The sequence below is a fragment of the Alteromonas halophila genome (genome assembly GCF_014651815.1).
In the GTDB taxonomy this organism is placed as follows: domain Bacteria; phylum Pseudomonadota; class Gammaproteobacteria; order Enterobacterales; family Alteromonadaceae; genus Alteromonas; species Alteromonas halophila.
Genome location: NZ_BMXP01000003.1, coordinates 495,270 through 521,154, shown reverse-complemented (window position 1 = coordinate 521,154; position 25,885 = coordinate 495,270). Strand labels below are relative to the sequence as shown.

General features: G+C 49.1%; 27 protein-coding genes and 1 tRNA gene. 14 read left to right on the top strand and 14 right to left on the bottom strand.

From position 1 onward, the window contains the following. The first annotated feature begins 56 nt into the window (after positions 1-56). The 4 genes from kbl to glpG are packed head-to-tail and all read left to right on the top strand — an operon-like array spanning position 57 to position 3,452. Positions 57-1,253, top strand: coding sequence for a glycine C-acetyltransferase (kbl, locus tag IE054_RS09470; RefSeq protein ID WP_189405698.1), 1,197 nt, complete (start codon positions 57-59; stop codon positions 1,251-1,253). Then, positions 1,250-2,275, top strand: a complete 1,026-nt coding sequence (gene tdh / locus IE054_RS09465) for an L-threonine 3-dehydrogenase (RefSeq protein WP_189405696.1) — start codon at positions 1,250-1,252, stop codon at positions 2,273-2,275. Before kbl ends, tdh begins: the two co-directional genes overlap by 4 nt. Beyond that, positions 2,275-2,592, top strand: a complete 318-nt coding sequence (gene glpE, locus IE054_RS09460) for a thiosulfate sulfurtransferase GlpE (protein ID WP_189405695.1) — start codon at positions 2,275-2,277, stop codon at positions 2,590-2,592. Before tdh ends, glpE begins: the two co-directional genes overlap by 1 nt. After that, entirely contained in the window at positions 2,589-3,452 is an 864-nt protein-coding gene (glpG, locus tag IE054_RS09455) for a rhomboid family intramembrane serine protease GlpG (protein ID WP_189405692.1), read from the top strand. The genes glpE and glpG overlap by 4 nt, the downstream gene beginning before the upstream one ends. Here the strand turns inward: glpG and IE054_RS09450 are convergent, their stop codons facing one another. Continuing rightward, positions 3,453-3,869: a flagellar basal body-associated protein FliL gene (locus IE054_RS09450; protein WP_189405690.1), complete on the bottom strand. Its 417-nt coding sequence runs from the start codon at positions 3,867-3,869 to the stop codon at positions 3,453-3,455. Positions 3,870-4,050: 181 nt separating this feature from the next. Here IE054_RS09450 and IE054_RS09445 point away from each other — a divergent pair, with 181 nt between their 5' ends. After that, complete coding sequence (locus IE054_RS09445; protein WP_189405688.1) at positions 4,051-4,587, top strand: chorismate--pyruvate lyase family protein; 537 nt, start codon at positions 4,051-4,053, stop codon at positions 4,585-4,587. A 5-nt stretch (positions 4,588-4,592) separates the two neighbouring features. Then, positions 4,593-5,465, top strand: a complete 873-nt coding sequence (ubiA, locus tag IE054_RS09440) for a 4-hydroxybenzoate octaprenyltransferase (protein WP_189405686.1) — start codon at positions 4,593-4,595, stop codon at positions 5,463-5,465. On the opposite strand, the gene ubiK is transcribed toward ubiA, so the two are convergent. After that, positions 5,466-5,717, bottom strand: a complete 252-nt coding sequence (gene ubiK / locus IE054_RS09435; RefSeq protein WP_189405684.1) for a ubiquinone biosynthesis accessory factor UbiK — start codon at positions 5,715-5,717, stop codon at positions 5,466-5,468. A 104-nt stretch (positions 5,718-5,821) separates the two neighbouring features. Here ubiK and rep point away from each other — a divergent pair, with 104 nt between their 5' ends. Next, positions 5,822-7,837 carry a DNA helicase Rep gene (gene rep / locus IE054_RS09430; protein ID WP_189405672.1) on the top strand — a complete coding sequence of 672 codons (2,016 nt, stop codon included), beginning with the start codon at positions 5,822-5,824 and terminating at the stop codon, positions 7,835-7,837. 5 nt (positions 7,838-7,842) lie between these two features. Here the strand turns inward: rep and IE054_RS09425 are convergent, their stop codons facing one another. Both IE054_RS09425 and IE054_RS09420 read right to left on the bottom strand, forming a co-directional pair. Then, a complete protein-coding gene (locus IE054_RS09425) occupies positions 7,843-10,443 on the bottom strand; it encodes a bifunctional diguanylate cyclase/phosphodiesterase (RefSeq protein WP_189405669.1) in 2,601 nt (866 codons plus the stop codon). 96 nt (positions 10,444-10,539) lie between these two features. Further along, positions 10,540-10,947, bottom strand: coding sequence for a c-type cytochrome (locus IE054_RS09420; RefSeq protein WP_189405666.1), 408 nt, complete (start codon positions 10,945-10,947; stop codon positions 10,540-10,542). Between the two features lie 280 nt (positions 10,948-11,227). On the opposite strand from IE054_RS09420, the gene IE054_RS09415 reads away from it, so the two are divergent. The 3 genes from IE054_RS09415 to IE054_RS09405 all read left to right on the top strand — a co-directional run bounded on the left by IE054_RS09415 (position 11,228) and on the right by IE054_RS09405 (position 13,830). Then, positions 11,228-11,304 (top strand) — tRNA-Arg (locus IE054_RS09415). A gap of 284 nt (positions 11,305-11,588) precedes the next feature. Further along, positions 11,589-12,911, top strand: a complete 1,323-nt coding sequence (locus IE054_RS09410) for a hypothetical protein (RefSeq protein WP_189405664.1) — start codon at positions 11,589-11,591, stop codon at positions 12,909-12,911. A 94-nt stretch (positions 12,912-13,005) separates the two neighbouring features. Then, positions 13,006-13,830 (top strand): TIR domain-containing protein, encoded by an 825-nt coding sequence (locus IE054_RS09405; RefSeq protein WP_189405662.1) that lies wholly within the window; start codon positions 13,006-13,008, stop codon positions 13,828-13,830. Positions 13,831-13,921: 91 nt separating this feature from the next. Here the strand turns inward: IE054_RS09405 and IE054_RS17860 are convergent, their stop codons facing one another. Together IE054_RS17860 and IE054_RS09395 are read right to left on the bottom strand one after the other, a co-directional pair. Continuing rightward, positions 13,922-14,128, bottom strand: coding sequence for a hypothetical protein (locus IE054_RS17860; protein WP_229805056.1), 207 nt, complete (start codon positions 14,126-14,128; stop codon positions 13,922-13,924). 206 nt (positions 14,129-14,334) lie between these two features. Continuing rightward, positions 14,335-14,502 carry a hypothetical protein gene (locus tag IE054_RS09395; RefSeq protein WP_229805055.1) on the bottom strand — a complete coding sequence of 56 codons (168 nt, stop codon included), beginning with the start codon at positions 14,500-14,502 and terminating at the stop codon, positions 14,335-14,337. Between the two features lie 251 nt (positions 14,503-14,753). On the opposite strand from IE054_RS09395, the gene IE054_RS09390 reads away from it, so the two are divergent. Continuing rightward, the gene (locus IE054_RS09390; RefSeq protein ID WP_189405659.1) at positions 14,754-15,410 is read left to right on the top strand and encodes a hypothetical protein; all 657 of its coding nucleotides are present in this window, start codon (positions 14,754-14,756) and stop codon (positions 15,408-15,410) included. Here the strand turns inward: IE054_RS09390 and IE054_RS09385 are convergent. The 8 genes from IE054_RS09385 to IE054_RS09350 all read right to left on the bottom strand — a co-directional run bounded on the left by IE054_RS09385 (position 15,407) and on the right by IE054_RS09350 (position 23,608). Continuing rightward, complete coding sequence (locus IE054_RS09385; RefSeq protein ID WP_189405657.1) at positions 15,407-16,615, bottom strand: type II restriction endonuclease; 1,209 nt, start codon at positions 16,613-16,615, stop codon at positions 15,407-15,409. The two genes, IE054_RS09390 and IE054_RS09385, sit on opposite strands and share 4 nt — an antisense overlap. 98 nt (positions 16,616-16,713) lie before the next feature. Beyond that, the gene (locus IE054_RS17970) at positions 16,714-17,187 is read right to left on the bottom strand and encodes a very short patch repair endonuclease (RefSeq protein ID WP_189405655.1); all 474 of its coding nucleotides are present in this window, start codon (positions 17,185-17,187) and stop codon (positions 16,714-16,716) included. A gap of 7 nt (positions 17,188-17,194) precedes the next feature. Continuing rightward, complete coding sequence (dcm, locus tag IE054_RS09375) at positions 17,195-18,598, bottom strand: DNA (cytosine-5-)-methyltransferase (RefSeq protein ID WP_308428278.1); 1,404 nt, start codon at positions 18,596-18,598, stop codon at positions 17,195-17,197. Positions 18,599-19,352: 754 nt separating this feature from the next. Continuing rightward, positions 19,353-20,675 carry a type II toxin-antitoxin system HipA family toxin gene (locus IE054_RS09370; protein ID WP_189405652.1) on the bottom strand — a complete coding sequence of 441 codons (1,323 nt, stop codon included), beginning with the start codon at positions 20,673-20,675 and terminating at the stop codon, positions 19,353-19,355. Further along, positions 20,675-20,941, bottom strand: a complete 267-nt coding sequence (locus tag IE054_RS09365) for an XRE family transcriptional regulator (RefSeq protein ID WP_189405650.1) — start codon at positions 20,939-20,941, stop codon at positions 20,675-20,677. The genes IE054_RS09370 and IE054_RS09365 overlap by 1 nt, the downstream gene beginning before the upstream one ends. A 288-nt stretch (positions 20,942-21,229) precedes the next feature. Then, the gene (locus IE054_RS09360; protein WP_189405647.1) at positions 21,230-21,778 is read right to left on the bottom strand and encodes a hypothetical protein; all 549 of its coding nucleotides are present in this window, start codon (positions 21,776-21,778) and stop codon (positions 21,230-21,232) included. Positions 21,779-21,952: 174 nt separating this feature from the next. Then, positions 21,953-23,332, bottom strand: a complete 1,380-nt coding sequence (locus IE054_RS09355; RefSeq protein WP_189405645.1) for an AMP-binding protein — start codon at positions 23,330-23,332, stop codon at positions 21,953-21,955. Between the two features lie 12 nt (positions 23,333-23,344). Beyond that, positions 23,345-23,608 (bottom strand): phosphopantetheine-binding protein, encoded by a 264-nt coding sequence (locus IE054_RS09350; protein WP_189405643.1) that lies wholly within the window; start codon positions 23,606-23,608, stop codon positions 23,345-23,347. Between the two features lie 216 nt (positions 23,609-23,824). On the opposite strand from IE054_RS09350, the gene IE054_RS09345 reads away from it, so the two are divergent. The 3 genes from IE054_RS09345 to IE054_RS09335 are packed head-to-tail and all read left to right on the top strand — an operon-like array spanning position 23,825 to position 25,884. Beyond that, positions 23,825-24,763: a chorismate transformation FkbO/Hyg5 family protein gene (locus IE054_RS09345; protein WP_189405641.1), complete on the top strand. Its 939-nt coding sequence runs from the start codon at positions 23,825-23,827 to the stop codon at positions 24,761-24,763. A 48-nt stretch (positions 24,764-24,811) separates the two neighbouring features. Beyond that, a complete protein-coding gene (locus IE054_RS09340; RefSeq protein WP_189405640.1) occupies positions 24,812-25,579 on the top strand; it encodes a lysophospholipid acyltransferase family protein in 768 nt (255 codons plus the stop codon). Between the two features lie 50 nt (positions 25,580-25,629). Beyond that, positions 25,630-25,884 carry an acyl carrier protein gene (locus tag IE054_RS09335; protein ID WP_189405638.1) on the top strand — a complete coding sequence of 85 codons (255 nt, stop codon included), beginning with the start codon at positions 25,630-25,632 and terminating at the stop codon, positions 25,882-25,884. Position 25,885: the final 1 nt, after the last annotated feature.

The following is a 25,885-nucleotide window of genomic DNA, read 5'->3' as shown; positions in this document are numbered from 1 at the left end:
TACCCTGTGCGCCGTATTCATTACACTACAACGTTTTTAGCGAACTGGAGAATGGCATGTCCGACGCATTTATTTCACACCTTCGCTCACAAATTGAGAGCACCAAAGATGACGGGCTCTACAAACGCGAGCGCGTGATTACATCGCAGCAGAAAGCCGATATCGATGTCAGCGATGGCGACCACGTCATTAACTTTTGCGCCAATAACTACCTGGGGCTGGCGAACCATCCGGATTTAATTGCGGCAGCCAAAGAAGGCCTCGACAGTCACGGCTTTGGCGTAGCCTCGGTGCGTTTTATCTGCGGCACGCAGGACATTCATAAACAGCTTGAAGGCGCTATCAGCCACTTTCTGGGCACCGAAGACACTATTCTCTATCCATCCTGTTTTGATGCCAACGGCGGCCTGTTTGAAACGCTGCTGGGGCCCGAAGACGCCATTATTTCTGATGCCTTAAATCATGCCAGCATCATCGACGGTGTACGTCTGTGTAAGGCTAAACGCTACCGTTATGCCAACAACGACATGAGTTCGCTGGAAGACCAGCTGAAACAGGCCGATGCCGACGGCGCACGGTTTAAAGTGATTGCGACCGATGGCGTGTTCTCAATGGACGGGGTCATCGCCGACCTGGCTGCCATCTGCGACCTGGCCGACAAATACAACGCACTGGTCATGGTCGATGACTGCCACGCCACCGGCTTTTTAGGTGAAAATGGCCGCGGCAGCCATGAATACTGTGATGTGATGGGCCGCGTGGACATTATCACCGGTACCCTGGGCAAAGCCTTAGGCGGCGCTTCCGGCGGCTATACCACCGGTAAGAAAGAGGTAGTGGAATGGCTGCGCCAGCGTTCACGTCCTTACCTGTTCTCTAACTCTGTGGCACCACCGATTGTCTCGGCGTCGCTTAAAGTCTTCGAAATGCTGGAAAACGGGCATAAGCTGCGCGAACAGCTGTGGCGTAATACCGAACATTTCCGTCGCCGCATGGAAGAGGCAGGCTTCACTCTGGCGGGCAAAGACCACCCGATTATTCCGGTGATGCTGAGCGATGCGAAACTGGCCAGCGACATGGCAGACAAACTGCTGGAAAAAGGCATTTACGTGATTGGTTTCTCTTACCCGGTGGTACCAAAAGGTCAGGCCCGGATCCGTACACAAATGTCGGCCGGTCATTCCATTGAACAAATCGACAAAGCTGTGGATGCCTTCATTGAAATCGGCCGCGAAATGGGAGTGATATCATGAAATCCCTGGTAAAAAAGCATTCTGAGAAAGGCATCTGGCTGGAAGACTCGCCAGAGCCGGAAGTGGGTCACAACGACCTGCTGATTAAAATTCGTAAAACCGCCATTTGCGGCACCGACATGCACATCTATAACTGGGACGAGTGGGCGCAGGAAACTATTCCGGTACCCATGGTTGTCGGCCATGAATATGTGGGTGAAGTGGTCGGCATGGGCCAGGAAGTACGTGGGTTTGAGGTAGGTGATCGGGTGTCAGGCGAAGGCCATATCACCTGCGGACACTGCCGTAACTGCCGGGCCGGGCGTCGTCATCTGTGCCGCAACGAGTCTGGGGTAGGCGTTAACCGTCCCGGCGCGTTTGCTGAGTATCTGGTGATCCCGGCGTTCAACGCGTTTAAAATTCCGGATAACATCAGTGATGACATGGCGTCGATTTTCGACCCCTTCGGCAATGCCGTGCACACGGCACTGAGTTTTGACTTAGTTGGCGAAGACGTGCTGATCACCGGGGCCGGGCCTATTGGAATTATGGCTGCTGCTGTAGCCCGTCATGTAGGCGCACGCCATGTAGTGATCACCGACATTAACCCGTACCGCCTGGATCTGGCCAAAAAAATGGGTGCCAGCCGCGCCGTGGATGTCAGTAAGGAAAGCCTGACCGACGTGATGAACGAACTGGGCATGACCGAAGGCTTTGACATCGGCATGGAAATGTCCGGCGTACCCGCTGCCTTTCGCGACATGCTGGACAGCATGAATAACGGTGGCAAGGTGGCGATGCTGGGCATTCCGCCGTCTGACGTGGCGATTAACTGGAACGAGGTGATTTTTAAAGGTCTGGTGATCAAAGGCATTTACGGCCGTGAGATGTTCGAAACCTGGTACAAAATGGCCAGCCTGCTGCAAAGCGGTCTGGATCTGTCGCCTGTGATCACCCATCAGTTTGCTATTGATGAGTTTCAGAAAGGTTTCGATACCATGGGCTCGGGCGAATCCGGCAAAGTTATTCTGGACTGGACGTAATGCAGAATTTTTCTCACATTAGTGTAGACGGGGTGCTTGAACTGGACAGCACCCCGGTGATTGTTGATATACGCGATCCGCAATCGTTTGCTAACGGGCGTATGCCCGAGGCCATTCATTTAAGCAATGACAACTTTGCGTCGTTTATTAACGAGACCCCCAAAACCCAGCCGGTTGTGGTGGTGTGCTATCACGGCATCAGCAGTCAGCAGGCGGCTGACATTATTGCACAACAGGGCTTTGTGGATGTGTACAGCATGGATGGCGGCTTTGAAGCCTGGCATTCCCAGGGTCAGGTAGTGGAAACCGCTTCGTGAGCACGCCGTTAGTCACGTTCCGGCAACAGGGGCCGGCTCAGTTGCTGGCCAATTATCTGCGTACCCAGGGCATCGACGCCTCAGTGTCGCCACAACCGGACGCGCGCTTTCTCGTCGAGCTTGCCGACGGCAGCCAGAGCGAGGAAGCCCGCGATATTGCCGAGCAGTTTGTACGCGACCCGGCGAACCCTAAATACCAGCAGGCCGCCTGGCAACAGGGCGAGAAAGTCACACTGGCCCGTCAAGGCCCGCGCATGAGCCAGAACATTCTTGCCAACGCCCGCCACGCGCCTTTCACCGCTGTAGTGTTTGCGGTATGCGTGCTGACCTACCTGCTGTCTATGTTCGGGCTGTTTTCGCCCATCGCGCAAAACGTGATGATGCAGCCGCTGCCGGTACTGCTTGAAAACAATCAGTGGTGGCGCGTGCTTGGCCCGGCATTCATTCACTTCAGTATTTTACATATTGTGTTTAATTTATTGTGGTGGGGCATGCTGGGCGCGCAAATAGAGCGCACGCTGGGCTTAAGCATGCTGCTGCTGGTGTTTGGTGTCTCCGCCATTCTTTCCAATATTGCGCAGTCGTTTTTTACCGACCCCATTAGTGGCATGTTATTGCCCTTTGGCGGGTTGTCAGGCGTGGTCTATGCGCTGATGGGCTTTGTCTGGTGGCTGGGCTGGCTGCGTCCACAATGGGGGTTGTCGTTAAGTAACTCAATTGTGGGCTTCATGCTGGTATGGCTGGTGCTGGGGTATGCCGATGTGCTGTGGGTAAATATGGCCAATGCAGCGCACACCGTTGGCTTAATCACCGGCTGCGGCATGGCTGCACTGCTTGCGCTTGGAGCAGGTAAGCGCTGACTAACTCTGATACAGGTACTTGGTAAAGATCACGTCTTTGACCACTTCGGCACCGGTTTCGTTTTTCATCAGATCCTGAATGGCTTTAAGAATAGCGCGGCGAATATCTTCGCGCCCGGTCAGCGACTTAATTTTTTCCTCAGGTTGCTGGCCGAAGATCTCAATGGCGGTGGCACGCAGCAGCGGCATATGATGCTCAGCAATTTCCAGTTGTTCAACATCATTGACCATCAGTTCAACGGTCACACGGACATAGCCCAGCTTGCGCGAGGTCGGACCCAGATAATTGGTCACGATATCCGGCTCCAGGCCAAGGTACGCATAGCGCGGCCGATCCTGTGAATGTGCTGATAATGAGATCACAGCAGCACTAAGCAGGCAGAGCAGTACGGCCGTGCGGGTAAAAAATTGCTTCATAACTGATTTTGCCGAAGGTCGGTTACAGGATGTAAAGATATCGCTAAGTGTATCAAATATATTCAATAACACACTACTGCTTAAGTTTAAGAAGCACAGGTAACCTAATGTGAACTGCGCGGCTGCACCAGAGGTTAGCGAAGTGATACTATAACCACAAACCGTAAACAGGACCGCTGCATTGCAAAGTAATTGGTCGTTTCCCGTCGGACTGGATGTACACTGGCAGTCGCCGCAAAGTGTGGCATTTTCCGATCCTTATCTGAAGAACTGGCTGCTGGACACCGGCTCACTGACCGAGCGGGTGCAGTCGCTGTGCAGGCAGTTCGAGCTTGTTGTACTGGGGCAGGGGCAGCAACAGATGCACCGCGCCGAACAGGATTGGCTGGGCAGCGATCAGGGTAGTGTGGATGTGCGTGAAGTGCTGCTGTGTGCCGATGGGGTGCCGTGGGTCTTCGCGCGGTCGGTGATTCCGCATGCGCTGATTTATGGCGAACTGGCCGATTTAGGCAGTGAGCCGCTCGGTAAGCGCCTGTTTAACGATGCACGCTTCACACGCTCAGCATTCGAGCTATGTACACTGCCATCGACAGCGTTCAGTGATAACTTAGTCAGAAAGGCGTTGTGGGGGCGTCGCTCACGCTTTGCGCGCGACGGTTACCGAATGATAGTAGCAGAAGTCTTTTTACCGCCGGCGCCGGCGTATGAGAAAGGATAGGGCGAATGGCAACGCACATTAACGCGAATAAACTGGATGCGTATATCCGTTTGATGCGGCTGGATAAGCCGGTGGGCATTTACCTGCTGTTGTGGCCCACATTATGGGCGCTGATTATGGCGTCACAAGGGCTGCCCGGAATGGGCGTTACCCTGATTTTTGTGGCCGGGGTCGTGGTGATGCGCACGGCTGGCTGTGTTATCAATGATTATGCTGACCGCCATGTAGACGGCGCGGTTGAACGCACCTCTGCACGCCCGCTGGCAACCGGCGAGGTCAGCGAAAAAGAGGCGCTGACGCTATTTGGTCTGTTAATTGTGGTGGCCTTTGCGCTGGTCTTGCTGCTTAACTGGCAGACCATTGCACTGTCGGTGGTGGCCTTGCTGCTGGCCGCCTGTTACCCCTTTATGAAGCGCTATACTCATCTGCCGCAGGTGGTACTGGGCGCCGCGTTCGGCTGGGCCATTCCCATGGCGTTTATGGCGGTTACCGAAACCGTGCCCGAATGGGGCTGGCTGTTGTTTCTGGCCAACTTAACCTGGACAGTGGCCTACGACACCATGTATGCCATGGTCGACCGCAATGATGATGTAAAGGTGGGCATAAAGTCGACCGCAATTCTGTTCGGCCGTTTCGACAAAGTCATTATTGTCATGTTGCAGCTGATCACGCTGGCGTTGCTGATAATGGCAGGGCTAATGACAGGCGCAGTGTGGCCGTATTACATGGCAATTGGGTTCAGTGCAGCGCTGTTTGTGCGCCAGTATCAGCAAATTCGCCGGCGCCAGCGTGAAGAATGCTTCAAAGCCTTTATTGAGAATCACTATGTCGGGCTTGTAATGACGCTGGGCCTGCTGGCGAACTATCTGGTGGCGTAATTAGTTGTCGTTGAGCTGGGCTTCCAGCGCGGTGATGCGCTCTTCCATCGCTTCAAGTTTTTCACGGGTGCGAATAAGCACCTGGCTCTGAATGTCGAACTCTTCGCGGGTGACCACGTCCAGGCGGGCCAGCTGCGATTGCAGAATTTGCTTCATTTTGGTTTCCGCGCCCTCGGCGGCATTGCGCACACCGGGAGGCACCGCATCACTGAGTTGTTTAGCGATTTCTTCGAGTTTCTTCGGATCAAGCATGGTTTTCCCTTATAATGCGCGTCGTCATGTTGGCCCTATTCTATCGGTAACAGACACACATGCAATCAAAACCGCGGTCGTCCCCGGCATAACTCTGGAGTTACATGAAACTTAACCAAGCGCAACAAGATGCGGTGACCTTTGTGTCTGGCCCCTGCCTGGTGCTGGCCGGGGCAGGCAGTGGTAAAACCCGCGTGATAACCAATAAAATTGCGTACCTGGTCAGAGAGTGCGACTTACCGGCCCGCTATATTGCCGCGGTAACCTTTACCAACAAAGCCGCACGGGAAATGAAAGAGCGGGTGGCGCAGACACTGGGCAAACCGGAGGCGCGTGGCCTGAAGGTCTCAACCTTTCATACCCTGGGCCTGCAAATCATTAAACGTGATGTGAAAGCCTTAGGTTACAAACCCGGCTTTTCGCTGTTTGATGACAAGGACTCGCTGGCGCTGCTGACCGACCTTACCCGCGACACGCTGGACGGTGACAAAGACCAGCTAAAACTGCTGCAAAGCTGCATTTCCAACTGGAAAAACGACCTTATTCTGCCCGATGCGCTGTTAAAGCAGGCCAGCAGTACCGGTGAGCGTGAGTTTGCCGAAGCGTACCGGCAATATCAGGATCATTTAAACGCCTACAATGCGCTGGATTTTGACGATCTCATTTTACTGCCCACGCTGCTGCTGAAATCCAGCGAGGAGATCCGCCTGCGCTGGCAAAGTAAAATTCGCTATCTGCTGGTGGATGAGTACCAGGATACCAATACCAGTCAGTATGAGCTGGTGAAGCTGCTGGTGGGCGAGCGGGCCCGGTTTACCGTGGTGGGTGATGATGATCAGTCTATTTACTCGTGGCGCGGCGCCAAGCCGCAGAATCTGAACCTGTTGCAACAGGACTTCCCGCGCCTGAATGTCATTAAGCTGCAGCAGAACTACCGCTCCTCCGGCCGTATTCTGCACTGTGCCAATATTCTTATTCAGAATAACCCGCACCTGTTCGACAAAACCCTGTTTTCCGAGCTGCACTATGGCGAGCCGCTGAAGGTCATCGAGGCCAAAAACGAGGAGCACGAAGCCGAGCGGGTGGTGGCCGAATTGCTGGCGCACAAATTTATGAACCGCACGCAGTTTCGTGACTATGCCATTTTGTACCGTGGCAATCATCAGAGCCGGCTGTTTGAAAAGGTGCTGATGAGTAACCGTATTCCCTACAAAATAAGTGGCGGCATGTCGTTTTTCGGGCGTACCGAGGTGAAAGACATCATGGCTTACCTGCGACTGCTGGTAAATCAGGACGATGACAACGCCCTGTTGCGGGTAATAAACACGCCACACCGGGGCATTGGCCGCGCCACGCTGCAAAAGCTGGGTAACTTTGCCAATGAGCTTAACGTCAGCCTGTTTGAGGCGGCCATGCACGATGGCCTTAGCTCGGTGCTAAGTACCAGTGCGTACAATGCGGTATCTGGCTTCGGGCGCTGGCTGGTCACGTTAAGCGATAACGCCACGCGCGGCGATACCAAAGCCGCCGTGCGCGAACTGATCCAGTCAATGCAGTACGAAGAATGGCTGTATGAACAAAGCCCCAGCCCCAAGGCGGCTGAGATGGGCATGGCTAATGTGAGTACCTTATTTGGCTGGGTAGGTGATATGCTGGAAGGCAACGAGCTGGAGCCGCCCATGACCCTGACCGAGGTGGTCAACCGGCTGATATTGCGCGATATGCTGGAGCGCGGCGAGGAAGACAGCGACGCCGATCAGGTGCAGTTAATGACCCTGCATGCTTCAAAAGGGCTGGAGTTTCCCATTGTGTTTTTAGTGGGCATGGAAGAAGGCCTGCTGCCGCATCAGAGCAGTGTGGACGAAGACAACGTAGAAGAAGAGCGGCGGCTGGCGTATGTGGGCATTACCCGAGCCCAGCGCGAGCTGGTCTTTTCACTGGCCAAAGAGCGCCGTCAGTTTGGTGAAGTGATCCAGCCGGAGCCCAGCCGCTTCTTATTCGAGCTGCCGCCGGATGATGTGCAGTGGGAAAGCAAAAAGCCCAAAGAAAGTGCTGAAGCCCGGCAGCAGAAAGGGCAGGCCAGCATTGCCAACCTGCGTGATATGCTGGGTAAAAAATAGCGGCGTTAGCCCTTCATCGACGCTATATCCAGGGTGCTGGCCCGCGCCAGTACCTTGCCCTGGCCAAACTTGCAGTCAATTTCAGTCAGCGCACTTAACTGTGAATTGTGATCAATGCCTTCGGCTATTACTTTAAAGCGCAGGTGTTCGGAAATCAGCATGACCGACTGGATCAGTTTAAGGTTACGCTGTGAGCGTGGCAGCGATTTTACAAAGCGATGATCAATTTTGATAAAGTCGAACGGATAGGCGAACAGGTAACTTAAGGACGCCAGGCCACTGCCGAAATTATCCAGTACCAGCGTGATCCCCGCGCGTTTCAGCTTCTTAATGGCCGGCAGAATGTACTGCGAGCGGCGGTTCAGGTCGTTTTCATCAAACTCAAACACCAGCTCATTGGCAGTGATGTTGTACTCCTCAATCATGGCGATCATCTTATTCACCATGGATGCCTGTAACAGGTGGTTAATCGACACATTCACCGCGACCTGTTTAGGCGCGTCAGCATTATTCCCGGCCTGACGAAGCAGTTCACAGGCATTGCGTAACTGGAACAGATCCAGATCCAGCGTCAGGCCGCTTTGCTCGGCCACCTGACGAAACTGTTCACGGGCCACCTTACCATACACCGGGTGCGACCAGCGCACGTACATTTCATGATACAGAGGCGTATTGTCGGTAAGGTTCATCACTGGCTGTAAGAAAAACTCAAACTCGCCTGCACGCAGCGCACGGCGAAACTCGTTTTCCAGCTCCAGTTCTTCAATCAGGCGCTCGCGCATGCTTTTATCAAACATCACCATGCGGCCCCGGCCCAGGGTTTTGGCCTGATACATGGCCGCATCAGCATCGCGCAGAATTTCTTCGGCACTGCGGTAGTACGACTCCATATGGGCTATACCAATACTGGCGCCGCTGTACATTTCCTTGCCTTCCAGCTCGAAAGGCTCAGAGATGGATTTAATAATGCGGGATGCCACTTCCTGCACATCCACCAGATCGTCAAAGTTATCCAGCAACACCACAAATTCATCGCCGCCCAGGCGGGCCAGTAAGTCATGACCGCGAATACACAACGAGATGCGACGGGCCACTTCAACTAAGAATTCATCGCCAGCATGGTGCCCAAGGGTGTCGTTAATCACCTTGAAGCGGTCAAGATCGATAAACAGCACGGCAAACAGGTTTTCCTGATAACGCTGTTTGCTGGCAATAGCCAGCTCCAGACGGCTGGTGAACATGGTGCGGTTGGGTAAATCGGTCAGCGAGTCGTGGTGCGCGTCGTGAATGAGTTTCAGCTCAATCTCTTTACGTTCCTCAATTTGCTGCTTAAGGAAGCGGTTGGCGCGATCGAGTTCAACCGTGCGTTCCTGCACCCGCTCTTCCAGCTCGGTGTTATAGCGCTGAATAGCTTCGGTACTGCGCTTACGCTCCATGGCAACGGCAATATGGTGCGATACAAAGCGCAGCAGTTCTAAATCTTTGGCGTTATATTTGGCATGTTTGCCGTAAGTCTGCACGGCAATCACGCCGGAAACTTCGCCATCCACCACCAGCGGTGAGCCCAGCCACGAGTTGGCGCTGTTTAACATGCTTTGCGCCACACTCACATCCAGCTCGCCCTGTTCGGCCAGCTCCAGCACCCGCGGTGGGTTAATCAGCTCGGCCTGGCCGGTGCGTAACACAAATTCGGTGAGCCCAAGCCCCAGTGGACGGCGTTCGGCAGAGTCGGCCTTAGAGTCACTGAAATAGGGAAACTCCAGATAATTGCGATCTTCATCAACAATGGCAATAAAACAGTTAGGGGCGCTGATAAGGCGGGCCAGAATGTCGTGCAAACTGGAATAGAAGAGGTTCATATCCCCTTCAAGGTTAGCCGCCAGTTCAGAAATTTCGAACAGGGCCTGTTGCAGCGACTCGACTTTCTGACGTTCTAAAATTTCTTCCTGCAGATCATCGTTAATCTGTCGTAACTGACGGGTTCGCTCGCGGATGGTGCGCTCGGTCAGTTCGCGGTTTTTAACACGATCAACCGTGGTAACAATGTGCTGGGACACAAACAGCAATACTTCCAGATCTTCCTGAGTATAACTGACGGCCTCATCGTAGGTTTGCACCACCATGGCACCAATAACCTGGGTGCCGCGTTTAAGAGGCACACCCAGTAGCTGCACCGGCTGTGCGCCGAACAGCTGTACCCCGGTTTCTTCAGAAAACTGTTGTTCGTCTTCGCGGTCGAAAAAGACATGCTTACCGGTTTTCAGGATATAGCCGGTAACGCCATCCATCAGCTGTTCAGCGGGCAGTTGTTTAACGGTTTGCTCGTCAAACTCGTCAACAAAGTAGGCAAAGTCGATAACATTGGCGTCGCGTTCGTAAAAAGCGACAAAGAAGTTATCGGCGTTCATGAAGTCGCCGATAATCTCGTGAATGGCGGTATACAGACGATTTAAATGACTAACGGAGCTGGCCAGCTCGGAAATATCGAGTAACGCCTTCTGCACGCGCTCAGCGCGTTTGTACTTATCTGTGAGTTGCTGAAGCTGTGGGATTAGCTCGCGCAGTTCCGCTTCAGACAACTCATTCTGCGTTAAATTCGATGACATTCCATTAGCCACTTGTGCATAGACACTTATTATTATTTGTCTACGCTAACCGATTTACTTCAAAAACACCACTTACATCCATGTGTGAGGTGGCAGTTAAATACCTTCAATCATATACTCGATAGCGCTCTTAATTTCATCTTCAGAGCAGTTACCACAGGTACCCATTGGTGGCATGGCGTTGATACCGTTGATGGCGTTCTCCCAAATACCATCCAGGCCACGCTCGTCCAGACGTGGTTGCCAGTCAGCCGCTACCTGGAGTTTAGGCGCGCCCAGTACACCGGCACCGTGACAGGCCACACAGGCAGAGTTATAAATGTCTTCGCCCGAACGCGGGCCACCACCGCCAGCGGCATCACCTGATGCGCTCTGGCCAGCTACATGCACCTGGCCTTCCGGCTTAATGCGCTCGATTAGCTCTTTGTTTTTGTCTTCTTGCGCGTTAACACTAAGAACAGTCAGGGCAGTCGCGACGACACATAACCACGTTTTCAATTTCACATCTGTCTCCAGGCAGTCTTGCAAGTCTTTTATCTCGCGTCCGATTATAACGGTAAATGATGTGTGAACAACTGTTTGAGACTAAATACCTATAAAAATAAGGGAATAAAATTCCATCAATCAGGTCAAATGTCAGTCGCAAAGGCGACAAATCAGTTGAAGCAGACCGCCTGCATCAGTATCATACGCCCGGTCTGGCCTGATGCATCACGCACAAACGCGCCGGACACGCAGTAAAATTACGATTTTTTCACGAATTCTTGCTGCCACATATCACAATGCACCCGTAGCTCAGCTGGATAGAGCGTTGCCCTCCGGAGGCAAAGGTCATAGGTTCGAATCCTATCGGGTGCGCCATTATTAAAGGGCTGTAGCCCGATTCCTTTCTTCGAAAAATCTCCTTTTTAAAATATGTAGCAAATGTGTAGCAGTATGTTCATCGACTGTCTTACTTTTAAGTTTTTATTTATTCGGTTTCACAGAGAACTAGCTCTGTAAGCTTTTCTGGCTGAATTTAGTCCTCGACGTAAGGTTGGGTGAGTAGAAGGTGGGGAGCTGTTGTGATAGAACTAAATTCTGATTAGTGAAGTGCGCACCACATAATCGTTAAATGTAAGTAACAAGTCGAGAAAGGGAAAACCATGAGTGACATGATAGTAAAAAAGGACGTTAGCCTTCCAGCTTTACCAGATACCGTATTACCTGCAATCACACAATTGACAGCAGCCCTTGGGATTCCACGAGAAGTTTTAGCCAGTCAAGAAGAGATTGAGTACGCTTGGAGGGACTTACCTCGTGAGCTAAGAGAAATACCAGAGAGCCTACGTGACGAATTGATTGCAAGGATGTGCGTTGCTGTTAGTACAGGTTTGTTTGACGGCGCAATGAACTACAGTTGGAATGCCGCGGTTCTTCAACTTCGTCAAAAAATAAGAAACTTCGGCTTAGCTGTAGTTGCTCAGATTCTTCAAAGTGATTTTGAGGAAAAGCATTTATTAGAATTACAAGACAGCAAACTTTTAGAGTTATGCTTGAAGTTAAATATTATCGATGAGGATGGTTTCTTTTTTCTAGACCAATGCCGTGAAGTTAGAAATAATTTTTCAGCAGCACACCCTACGATGGGAACGGTCAATGACCGTGAATTCACGACATTCCTAAACCGCTGTGTGCGATACGCTTTGGCGGACTCATCTTCACCTAAAGGGGTTGATATTAGCTCTTTTATTTCAGCGGTCAAGGGCCCTAGGTTTAACGATAATCAATGCCAAATTTGGGTACAAAGATTAACAGAAACGCATGATGCACAACGACAAATGTTAGTTAACATGGTTCACGGCATATACTGCGATCCTGCTACTGCCGAGCCAGCTCGTCTAAATGCAATCGATATTTGTAGATATCTGATGAGCGCTTTCACAGCATCAATAAAATCCGATCTGATCAATAACCACTCTGACTACGTCGCGAAAGGATTGGAGGATAAACATACTGCCTCTTTGCAATTCTTTGAAAAGCTAGGGCTTCTCGGGTTGCTAAACGAATCCGAACAACATGTTGTCTATTCTAGAGCAATTGAAAGGTTGTGGAATGTTCATAATGGAATGAATAACTTTTATAATGAGCCGCCTTTTGCCGAAAGATTACTGGAAGTTACGCAGCAGGGGGCTGTTCCAGAAACAATTCAGGATAGCTTTGTTCAAACTGTGATTTGTGCTCGTATTGGTAACGGGTATGGCGTTTCTAACGCAGCTGTACCTTATTACGATGAGATGATTAAGAGTTTCTCACCTCGCGAAATAGCAACTTTAATTAAGGCAGCAGCGGATAAAAACTCTTCCGTAGGAAGACGCGTAGCTAACAATGGAAATTGCCGTAGAAACCTAAAACTATGTTTACAACTAATTGACTCAGACTCAGTTCCAAACTCAGTGAAAAGTGATTACGTGCGACTTATGCGATAATAAGCTTATCCATTAGGGAAATATTGCTTTTTTGTTTACTTTTAATTTTTTTTCGTATTAAAAAGCGTTAATACTTTGCAATAAGGAAGTTATCTTGAGAAAGCCACGTATCTTCGTTGCCTCGTCTGCAGAAAGTTTACCGATAGCAGAAGCTGTCAATGTAAACCTAGACCATGAATTCGAGGTGACGATATGGAAAAATGGAACTTTTAAGCTTTCTTCATCAACTATCGATGATCTTGTCGATAAATCTTCAGCTGTAGACTTTGCATTATTCATATTTGCCGCCGACGATATTGTCTCAATTAGAAATAGCAAAAAGCATGTTGTTCGGGACAATGTTATTTTTGAAATGGGGCTATTCGTTGGTGCAATCGGCAAGTCCCGTTCTTTTATTTTAAAGCCACGTGACGTAGAAATGCACCTACCAACTGATCTTCTCGGTGTTACACCAGCGGACTACGATTCAAACCGTTCCGATAATGATTTTGTGTCTGCGACAAATCGTGCTTGTTCACTAATAAAATCAGAGGTAAATCAGCTCGGTTTAATTAACCATGCAAGCTTATCAGAGACCAAAAGGTTAATCGCTAATCCAGCAAGTTATCAGCTGAAAGAGTTTGATTTTCGTGTTTTATCTGCCTGTCTAAAGAGCCATACAGAAAAACCAAGTGGTCTCGAATTCCACGAAATAAACAACTGCCTTCGTGGCCTTGATAGTTCACTAATCCATATATCATTAATTAAGTCAGAAAGGATGGGTTTTATAAGTAAATCGATAGAGACTGATGACTTCAAAGGTAATGACTATTACACATATACAATTACAGAGATTGGTGTAGATACTCTTCTCGAGAACGAGGATGCATTAAAACCTAAAGAAGTTTCATTCGACTTTGATGATGATATTCCTTTCTAGCATGAATATTGGCTCTGGGCAGCTACACAGTAAAATTACGAGCCTTCTAGTACACTTATTTACACAACTCCAAGTAAAAGCAGATGAGCCGCTATGCGGCTCTCTCTGACTGATGTTCAATGCGCCACTCATGAATGCGGGTAATGACCTCTTTGTCAGCATACTGCACACCTTTTAAAGCCATTGTGACCAAACCGTCGAAGTGACTTTGCTTCACTTCGCCGGTGTCCTCGTTTATTTTTTCCATATAAAGCGGTCTGATAACCTGCTCATTGCGTTTACAGAACGCGCCGCCCATTAGGATAACGAACCTTGACCAATCGCCAGTATCAGCAGCATCATAGATAGCGTGAAATGACTCGGATAGACCGCTAAGTTGTTTTGAGCGCCGAAGTTCACGCCAAACGGTGACCGAACCGGCACCGATTTGTTGAAACTGACGGATACCCCAACAGCTTGCCCAGGCTTCTACACGTTGCGCGGCATGGATAGCGTCGGGAAATCTCAGGCCTTACCAATACGCCATTCGTGAACGCGGGTAATGACTTCTTTGTCAGCATACTGCACGCCTTGTGAAGCAAGAGTGACCACACCGTCAAAGTATCTTTGCTTCACCTCGTCGGTGTCCTCGTTGATTTTTTTCCTGATACAACGGTCTGATAGCCTGCTCATTGCGCTTACAGAACACCCTGCCCATAAGAACAACAAACGTTGACCAATCGTCACTATTAGCTCACGCAATATTAGATCCGGATGACTCTTTTAAATCACTAATCCTGCAAAAGAACGATTATATGCATCGAAAACTTAAGAATGAAGATATAATCTGCAATAAGGTGTAAATTATTATTCAATATGTTTAAATAAAGGACTCGTGATAATACCTTTAACCACTTTATATTATATTTTTAAGTTTATATGCTATGCAAGATGTTCAAAAAAGGTACGAAATCGCCACATCACTACCTATATTTACCTTAGGTTTCTTTTCTTTTATTGTAAGTGTCGTAATAAGTTTATATGCAAAGTTAAATCACAATTTTGAATATGTAGTTATATTAATAATTTTTTTCGCTTCCTTTCTTGGACAGTTTGTTACCCTTTTGGTCGCTAATGCTAACGATAAAATAACACTAAAATTTTTGTCAACTAACTTAAGTATGACAGAAGAACAGATTAAGGAGCATACGTTCTACAGCATACTTGGGACAATTATTCTATCATCCTCCATAATTGTGGGCTTCTTCTTTCAGGATTTAAAATCGTTTTTTGTGGCAATTTATAGTGTCGCGACAACACTACTTTTGACGGGGTACTGGGCAGAGCTTAAGAGCAAAAAGAAATTAAACTTTTCTGATTTTTTTGTTGCTATTCTTGTGATGGGTACTGCTTGTTTTTGGCTATCCTTTAAAGAAGGCTTTGGCATGCGCAGTTCAGGTGAAAAATTAGAATTAATGCCATATATTGTCCAGTGTTCCGGCGAGCTGATTGTAGTGTTTGCAACAGCTATCATTGCCAATATAATTATTGAAATAAGAGGATGTATCCAGCGAAGAAAGAGCTCTAGACCATTTCACTAAACAGACTTCGTATGATTTATAAAGTCCTTTAGCGAAAGAATTTTACTCTGAACAACTTTTGGATACTTTTCTTTTAATTTTTCAGGGACAACCAGAATTACATTTTCATCCTGCATTTCACGGAACTGGTTTTCCGAGACCCCTTCCTGAAGAGTAAAAAGGTGCTTATAAGGTATCCGGTTGGCTTCGTTCAGGATCTGTCGCCACCTGTCCTTGCAGGTTGTTTTTACAGCGAGCATTCGCAATTTGTCCTGGTTAAAGCCGTTGTCACGGTATGCCTCGCAGGAAGGAAAGAGAAAGTCCGGCTTTTTATTGCCTTCGGTTCTACACTGTGTTCCAAATTCTGTAAGACCAAATTTCCTGAATATATCCTCTAAGTGTATTTCCAGTGATTTCCCGGATCTGGATTTTCTGCGGTTGCTTACAGAGTTCGCTAAAGAAATAAAGTCATCGACAGACTGAAAGCCCGCCTGGACCTGATCAAGCACATGTAGCTTTTCAACTTCAAGAAATAGTTTGTACTCTTCCCTGCGTCGATCAGTCAGAAGTTTATCCGGATCTGTAGTTTGGAATCGAAAGTTTTCGTCGAGATAGTCGATAATCTCCTTTCCCGAGGGAAAAGCGGTACGCCAGTGTTCCGGTAATATCAGCCTGGTCTTCGCCACTTGTTTTGCAGGTATAAAGCCGGAGAGAAGGTTATCAGCGCGCTCTTCCAGGAGTTCACCGGGCAGCACTTCTCCAATTAGGGATTCAAGCAGGTTTTCTTCTTCAAGGCCTGTACAAATCCAGGCATTTATTCCGGTTGCCTGACCTGAGTTCGGGTCAAGCTCAAAAGAGAAAATCGCAATCGCACCTGTGTTTGCTCCGTCCTGCAAAGGACTGTCACTGAGGTCAGTATTCCATTGCGTAATTCGTTGTTCGTCGCGACCCTTTGGCTTGTTTTCGTGTTTTTTTGAATTGTAATAGATGACACGAACAGTCTGCTGAGGCATGCCATGGGAATCGATTTTCGCTGGCAGGTGTAAATCCGGATTCTTAATATCGGTACGCGAGATATGTTTAAGGATGTTGTCTGTAAGTCGCTTAGGTATATAGATCCCGACCTGATGACTGTCTGTCTGGCCAGTGTCATTAGCCGACAGTCTTTTTACAAACCACCAGTGACTGGAAGAGTTTTTATCGTGTATCCATTGTGTGAAATCCATATCTGTACCGCACCCTTTAATTCTGTACTGCAAGAAAACCTATTATGCATCAAATCAGCTGTTATCTTACACCCTGGAAACCGGCTAGCACAGGTTTACTAAGATTCTCTGAAGCTTAGCCCTGAACTGCTAATTTCTGCATTGTGACTATATTCAGTCAGCCATCGCTCGGCAAGCGACAACAAAACCGGTGACGGTAGACGATGCTTCCCTTTTAAGGCACATTCCCATACTACGAGTACTCTCAGCCTAAGCCGCGTAAGGCTTTCAATGTTTCTTGTGTCCCTTAGTACTGATTCTTTTATCTTGCTTTTCCAGAACTGAGTACGGGTTTTAGGCCAGTGGAAAAGGTGACAGTTGTGACCATGCCAGAAGCACCCGTTAATCAGGATTACGGCCCTGAATCTGGGCATATACAGGTCAGGTTTTGAAGGCAGATGTTCTGGGGCTATTCTGTAGCGATAGCCCGCATTAAACAGAAGCTTTCTGAAGACTACTTCAGGCTTAGTATTCTTTCCCCTGATTGCCCGCATATTTTTTCTGCGGGTTTCAGGGGTGTGAACATCCGCCATCGTAGTATTAAGCTACCTGTTGTTCGTTTTCCAGCTCAACCGCACGCAGTATGTAAGGAAGCATCAGATCTGCAACTGCTTTAAACACCGGAACTACGACTGAATTTCCAAACTGCCGGTACGCCTGGGTATCTGAAACTGGAATGATGAATTTTTGCTCACCGGGATTCTCAAAGCCCATAATTCTTGCACATTCATGAGGGGTTAATCGCCTTGGTCTGTTTTTCTGGTTTTCTTCATTCCAGAAGTCCGATTCTGCCAGATTCATATTCCAGCCGCGATCTATGAGAATTTCAGAGCCATCTTTGTGATATCTCGCGGAGAGCGTTCTGCAAATCGCGTTTTGATTCTTCGGGTCGACCAGACCAAACCCAAACCCATTTCCTTTTGCCTGATGCTTTTTGGCGTACTCGTAAAGGTACTCCCACAATCTGGGCGTCAATGTGTATTTTTTTTCCTGTTCATCACTCAGGGTATCGAGTAAGTCGGCAAGGGCCGGGGTAGTTGCCGGCTTTTCTATTTCAGATAATGATACCTGGTCAGCAAAGCCCAGCTCCTTCCTGAAACCCACCAGAACTATTCTCTCCCGGTGCTGCGGAAGAAAATCTGCACCGTCTATTACCTTTGGATCTTTTCCCTGAGCGTTTATGTCGCAGACGTCATAACCAAGCTCATCCAGTGCGTCCAGTATCACTCTGAATGTTTTACCTTTATCGTGACTTTTCAGGTTCTTCACATTTTCAAGAACGAACGCTTTAGGGTTATGGGCCCTGATAATTCGGCAGACGTCAAAAAATAACGTACCCTGTGCTTCACACTCGAAGCCGTGGGAGCGACCCAGTGAGTTCTTCTTTGATACACCGGCAAGACTGAATGGCTGGCAAGGAAAGCCCGCAAGGAGTACATCGTGTGACGGAATATTTACTTTGATGTGCTTATCCGCATCTGCTTCAGAAATATCCTCACGATCGCTAAGGGTGATTTCACGAATATCACTATTGAATTTATGATGAGGGCCGCTGTAATGATTTGCCTTGTACGTCCTCATCGCAAATTTATTCCATTCACTGGTAAAAACACACCGGCCGCCAATTTCTTCAAAGCCTTTTCGGATCCCGCCGATACCCGCGAACAGGTCAATAAAATCGAACTTAGGATTATCGTAATGTTCCGGCTTCGGCGGAAAAAGACCTTCAAGGAAATGTACTTCTTCTACAGTGAAAGCCCGGTCACTCTTTCCTTTTAGCACTCTGTTGATCGTTTCCCTGCACCAGTCACTGGAAGTTCTGGACTTAAGCTTTTCAGCTATTTGCTTTTGATCGTAAATTTCGAGCAGGCGTTCAAGTAAGGTGATTGTTTGAGTAGACATAAGTGGTGTATCTCCGTTCGGTAGGCAGACTCTATCACTCATTTGACCCAGAGACAATAATTCATGGATCTATATACAGTGATGTTTACTCGTCAAGTTTAGCTATAACAGGAGAATATATAGCTGTATCGAAGGCCAGATTTCTCTGACCTGACAAATTGGGGAAACCAGACGGATGTCACCATCACTAGTGTGTTAGAAAACAGGATTACACCTCCCGGGCTATTTCGGGACTAACGTACTGCTCTCCCTCACTGCTTTGAAAACTAAACACCAGTTAGGTTAGCCGGTCGGCAAGGAACGGTTCACTACAAATACGGAAAAGCACTATTTTATGTCACGGTGGACAAAGCTTTGCGGAAACAGCACTCGAGGCAATACTGCTAGCTGGTTAGTCTTGCACGCTTTTTTAGTGTGCTGAGCAACTCACCCATCTTCGCTTTCAACAACTTGCCATTACTCTTCCGGGGCAGGGCGTCCACCACATACGTCGGGCGTGGTACAAAAGGCGTTGTCTAAGTGTTGGCGTAAAAAAACGCGGTGAGGGCGGCTTTGTCGCTGTTTTCCTTTAACGCCACAATCGTACACAGTCGGGTAGTGCCTTTTTTCTGCGTCAGACTCGGGCATCATGATAATGCCATCTTGCAGGCCTTCAAACCGCTGCAGAACCTGGTTTATTTCAAACAGCGATGTCCACTTGGGCGGTTTTGAGCAGGCTTTAGCGCGGCCCGCAGGGCGAGGCGCAGGACGCGCCGAGTAATCCTATCGGGTGCGTCATTTTTTAAAGGGTGGAAGCCTAATTCTGCTGCCCTTCTAGAAAAGCCGTTATTTTGCGCAGACAAGCAAGTGTGCGTTCGGCGATTATCTCCCCGACCTCCATATCAAAATGTGCATTCGCCTGCTTGAGAGTGGTAGTCAGCGCTTTTTCTCCCTTTTCGTCTAAAGAGGCCAGTATGGCGAGTGTTTGCTCTGTACCTATTCCTTGCCGCTTGCCATGCTCTGGCCAGTGCCTGGGCAAAATCTCATTCCATTTGTAGTGGGTATTTTTACTGTGGACTTTCATTGCCATTTTTATTTTTTTTGCCTGAATGTTCCCTTTGCCGAAGTAAGGATAAGCGCTTAATACGTCGTAAAAGGGCGTTAGACGGTATCCATCCTGATTCAGTGCGATGCTAACGTTTTTTGCATGCCCATCAATCGCAGCAAGCAACCAAAATACAATCTGCACACGCAAAAATTCGAGTCGATTGTCATATGCGTTTTTTGAGCCAGCCAGCAGTTCCATAACCTGCTGAGAACCTGGCCCACCTTGTTCCTCATACTTTGAGCCACTCACTTTCCCTAATGCCTGACACATATCCTCCTGGGGTAGCCGGACAATAGTGTCTTCCTCGATTCTGCGATCAAAGCGTTCCACCACCAGTACCTTCTGGTCCTCAAACTGCGCGATTTCACAATTGGCGACATTCAAGCCTAAGTTTTGCATAAACGTCTGGCAGAACCATTCATTGTCCACACTCGAAGATAAGTCTATTCCCAAGCTTTCATGATGAAGAATAGGCGGCTTAAATATATGCGTGGTTGGCGTTGAGCCCTGTGGTCGGCACCATCTCCCTTCCCAAAAGGATAGCGCTGTCTTTTCCTGGGCTCCAGCAAGAGAAATTCTGAAGTCATCATCTGAGTTCATACCTAGCATTTTCTCAAGACGCGTTTCTCTGATAATTTGTGCGACGTCTCCGTCAGACAATGGAGTGAACGACAGCGGAGGCATTTCTCCTGTTGCAGGCGCTTGTGTGAATGTGAGCGCACCCACACAATCTTTTCCAACCTTGGCTAGCAAATCAAAGGGTTTGGCACTATCGGCTCCCAGGCGGTCTTTCATATGTTCTCTGATAGCGCTTGTATCCGGCAGCAAATTATCAAAATAAGCATGTACCGCCTCTCCCGTTATGTCAGCGCGTTGCATAGGCAGGCTTAGGGAAATAGCACGGCCTCCCTCTACTTCCAGCCAGTCGGGGTCGTACTTAAAGCTCATGCGTCCATTTTTTAAATACAACTCACCCACAGGAAATCCGTTCATAGAGCAATAGAGAGTGCGGGTATGTGATTTTCGTCCCATCAGAATCTCAGTGATTTTTTCGCGAGTGGCGTAGTCGGTGTGGATATTTCATGCTTGGACAGGTTGTCGACCTTCAGCTCTAAGTCTAGTGATGCACAAAGTTTGATTAGCATATCGACCGAGATTTTTTCAGGCCTGGTTTCACAGTTAGAAATATCCCGTTGATATACGCCAATGTGTTTTGCTAAATCAGCTTGAGTCCATCCTTTGGCTTTTCTACTGTCCCTGATAACGGCGCCAAGATCCTTAGGTGTATTAATCTTCATGCTAGTCTCTTATACGGATTTGTGTATAAAATTAGGATATACTGATTTCTGCATAAAATGATTTTATACGAAAAAATGTATAAATCAAATTTATGCAGATTTGCGTATAAGAAAACCAGCCTTGTACTTGTCATTTTGCATCTGATGAACTGAGGATGAGTTAGGTGAGAGAAACTCAAAGCGGTGGACGTGCTTGACTGCGAAACGTCAAGCGGGCTAATTTTTAACGCGCATAAAGCTAACAGGCACACTTGACAGGGTGCCTGTAGCCAAAGTTTTCTTTGAGCTCTATTTTAACAAAGCCGGAAACTCGGGGTGAGTGAATATCTCGCTATTTAACTTCTGTACGGCAGGCACAAAAGACCGCTGCATCTCTGAACATGCCGAAGTTGCCAGGTAGCTTGATTCATAATCGTAACGTGATACCACTTGGAACTGTTCGCCATTGCTTGATTCCAATGTGATGTCAAATTCCCAATAAGCATTCCCTAAAACTGTGCTGCCGTAGATATCGTTGAGATTAGCAGTAACTACGGTCTCTGATTGCTCGTCATAGATATCTGCGACGACCATTTCAGCGAGCAATGCATCGCGAATATAGGTTGCAAAGGTTCTTCCCTCAGGCGTGCCGACAGGGGATGAAAGCCGACACATAACTTTTGATTCATTTTTACCTGAGTCGGTGAATGAACCGAGTTTTGACTGTAAACCTTCCTTCTCTAGCGCCCTCAACGAAATTGTATTTTCTGTTGATGTTGCGTAAGTATGGACCTTGTTAGCACAACCAGTGGCCATCAATGCAACTAACAGCACAAAACCAGTTTTTAGATGGGACATTTTTATTATCTCCTTGCCCTAGTGACTTCTTTTGCACAAACGCATTTGGGCTTTTATTTTGCGTAAGGCACTCCATTTTTGTATTTCTGCAAAATACTTGAAAACTATACACTAATTGCTTAATTACTCACAGACATTGCTCGCCAATAACACGAGCTTTAAAGCACCGCCGGCTCAATTAGTATCGCGCTTTTTCAGCGTGCTGAGCAATTCACCCACCTTCGCCTTCAACAACTTGCCATTACTCTCCCGGGGCAGGGCGTCCACCACATACACCGGGCGCGGCACAAAGGCGCTGTCTAAGTGCTGGCGTAAAAACGCGGTGAGAGCGGCTTTGTCGCTGTTTTCCTTTAACGCCACAATCGCACACAGGCGGGTAGTGCCTTTAGTATCCGCATCAGACTCCGGCATCACGATAATGCCATCCTGTAAGCCGTCAAAGCGTTGCAGTACCTGGTTTATTTCAAACAGCGAGCCACGCTTACCGGCAATTTTAATCAGGTCGCTGGTACGTCCGGCCAGGCTGAAGTGCTGCTTCCCATGCAGGACAATTTTATCCTGCAGGGTAATGCTCTGAGGTAGGTGGTCGGCGCTGGCTACGGTATTGTCATCCTGCTGCGTAAAGTCGATGTTGTCGAAGCGCAGCCACTGGTCTTCTTTTGCGGTACGCCGCACGGCCATCGAGCCTACTTCGCTGCAGCCATACACTTCATGCAGCGGGCAGGCAAACTGCGTTTCGATGTGCTGCGCCAGCTCTTTACCCAGCGGTGATGTGGCGCACAGCACGGCGAACAGGGCTTTGGTGTGCTGTGGCTCAGCGGTCAGCGCGCGCAGATGCACCGGGGTTGATACCAGCAGCGTAGGGTTGGGTAACGCTGCTAAGGTGTCCAGTATATCCTGCGGGAACAGGGGCTGGGCATCGGTCATACACAGGTCATGGAAAAGCGGCAGCAGCGCCGAGGTTTCCAGGCCCCACATGTGCTGGGCGGGCATGGTGGCCAGCGTATACACGGTGTCATCCATGGGCGGCAGCATATGACGGTAATTAATGCCAGTGCTTACGTGCAGGGTACGCCAGTATTTCAGGTTGGGTTTTGAGCGCCCGGTCGAGCCTGAGGTAAAGCTAATACAGGCCAGATGCTCATCTGCAATCTGCGGCACGTTGGGGCACGTTTGCTGCCAGTCGGGTGTAATGGCCGACACATCAATGTGGTTAAGTGTATCGTCAAGCGCGGTGCTGCCATCATGCAGGATGTAGCAGTTGTCATAGTCACAGGCCAGTTGCTGCTGGGTAGGTATGTTTTTATTAGGGGGCAGCAAGTTGGTATGGCCGCGCACAATGGCGGCGCAAAAGCTCACCAAAAACAAATAGCGGTTCCCGCACAGGTTAATGGCGTGCTGGCCTTTATCCAGTGCACTGGCAACGGCATTCACATGAATCAGAAACGTGCGGGTGTCCAGCTGTCCTTCTGACAGACCCGCCGATGTCAGCGAGCGGGTAAGATAAGCGAAGGGCGCGTCAGGCTCACGCGTAACAAGCGGATGGTGTGCCATAAGGCTGTGCGTTTACTTATGGCTTTCGACGTAGGCGGTCAGGCTGCGCAGAGTGGCAAAGGCTTCGCGGGTAGATTCGTCTTCGGCTTTCAGTTTAACGCCGTATTCCTGAGAAATGGCCACGGCAATTTCCAGTGCATCGATAGAATCCAGGCCCAGTCCATCGCCGAACAGGGGCTCTTCAGGCGTGATTTCGTCGGCTTCGATATCTTCCAGGTTCAGCGCGTCAACCAACAGCGCGGCCATCTTCTGTTCTGCTTCGGTTTGTTGTGTCATTACTACTCCAACCCTCACGTAGGTATGCTTTGTTTTTTGGCGCGCCAGTATAGTATACTGCGCCGCCAAAGCTCAATTTAATTTGTGCTTAAGGAAAACGGTCACCGGGCAAAGCACACGTGACGTCTCAGCGTGTTACGTTATTGGTGGAATAACGGCATTTTTCTCATCGCTTTGCCTTAACGAAAAGACAAGAAGTAACCCACTTGGTGTAACATGTTAACCCAAAGATTTACCCGCGCATCGTCGGACGAACTCCTGTCCCGGGATGATACCCTCGTCGTGATGCCGCTTACCGCACAGTGTGCTCCCTCTGTTTCCGGCGTCATTCACTCAGGTATTGAAGACTTAAGCCCTGATCAGCTTAATGAAGTGTGGACAGTCAACGGGCAGGTTGCACGCGGTCAGACCGGTGACAATTACTGGTCTAAAACTGAGGATATGATTTGCGTTGCGCGCTGGCTGACGAAAGCGCAATGCGAGCAGATGGAAGAGTCGGTATTTGAGGCGTACCTGTCGATTTTCTCGGTATTAAAAAGCCATGGCTTCGAACACCCGTTCCGCTTCTGGAACTACCTGCCCAATATTAATACTGGGGACGGTGATGAAGAAATTTATAAGCGTTTCTGCACCGGCCGACTGCAGGCCTTCGAGCAACTGGGTATTGCCGCCTCATCATTTCCGTCGGCTTCGGCATTAGGTCATCATACTGACGGCGCAGTCATATACGTGTTTGCCAGTGCCGAAGTGCCGCAGCACCTGAAAAATGACAAGCAGGTGAACGCCTTTAACTACCCGCGTCAGTATGGGATCAGCAGCCCGTCGTTTACCCGGGCTACGGCGCTAACGCTGGCGGATACGCCATATTTGTTCATATCGGGCACCGCCAGCATTATCGGGCATAAAACCGTGGAAGTGGGGCATCTTCAGCGCCAGCTAGGGGTAACACTGGACAATATTGAGCACCTGCTGGCTACCGCTAACCCACAAAACCGTCAGCTGGCCACGTTCAAAGTCTATTTGCGGCACCCGGAACATCTGGCACCAGCCCGTGACTGGCTGAACCAGCGCTACCCGGATGTGGAGACGGTATTTACGCTGGCCGATATCTGTCGCAGTGATTTGCTGGTGGAAATTGAGTGTTTTTGTCATTAGTGGCGCAGACTGCTCAGGTGCGGTGTCGCTGCGGCGGTGGGCGCGACCATGGTTAAGCGCGGGCTAAAAAAAGCGTGGCAGATAACGGGGGCGGCAATCAGCTACACCCTGTTTGGGCTTGGGGCCCTTATTGTCGGGTTGGTATTTCGGTTAATCAGCGTGATACCAGGTATTCCTGCCGCCACCAGGCAGACGTGGATCCGCAATTGTATTCACGCCGGCTGCCGGGGCTTTATTCTGACATTGCGGGCATTCGGGCTTATTCGCTATCAGTTCGCACTTAACAGTATGATGCAGGCCAGTGGCGGGCACCTGGTTATTGCTAATCACCCTACATTGATTGATGTGGTGCTGCTGTTTGCGGTGAGAAAAAATTTTTGCTGCATTGTTAAAGGGGAACTCTGGCATAATATGTTTACCAGTGCGGTAGTTCGCCAGGCCGGTTTTATTCCCAATCATTCTGCCGAGCTTATTCCACTGGCAGTGGAAAAGCTGGCGGCAGGTGAAAACCTTATTATTTTTCCTGAAGGCACCCGCACCGAAACCAGTGATATCATTCGTTTTAAGCGTGGCGCGTCGAATGTGGCCGTGGCAAGCGGCGCGCCCATTGTGCCGGTGTTGATAAAGTGTAATCCCGGCGCTTTAAAAAAAGGGGATAAGTGGTATACCATTCCCGATGAAGGCTTGTGTTATACCTTAACCTCAGGTAAACGGCTGCACCTGAATGAACTGATTGACACAACAAAGCCAAAAACCTTGCAGTACCGGGAACTCACACGGTTTTTAGAACATTATTATAAAGACTGGATGGCGTAAGAAACGCAGCATCAACGCCCAAACGAACAACAAATTCAGCAAACAACACTATGACCGAACAAGAACAACAAATACTCGCCCAGATAAAAGTGGTGCTGGTGGATCTGTTTGAACTGGACGAAGAGGATATCGTTCCGCAAGCAAGACTCTACGAAGACCTGGATATCGACAGTATCGATGCGGTTGATCTGCTTATCGATTTGAAAAAATCCACCGATGTGACCGTTACACCGGAACAGTTCAGCGAAGTCCGAACGATTCAGGATGTCATTGATGTATTCACTGCCTTATCAGCGAAGAAGTAGG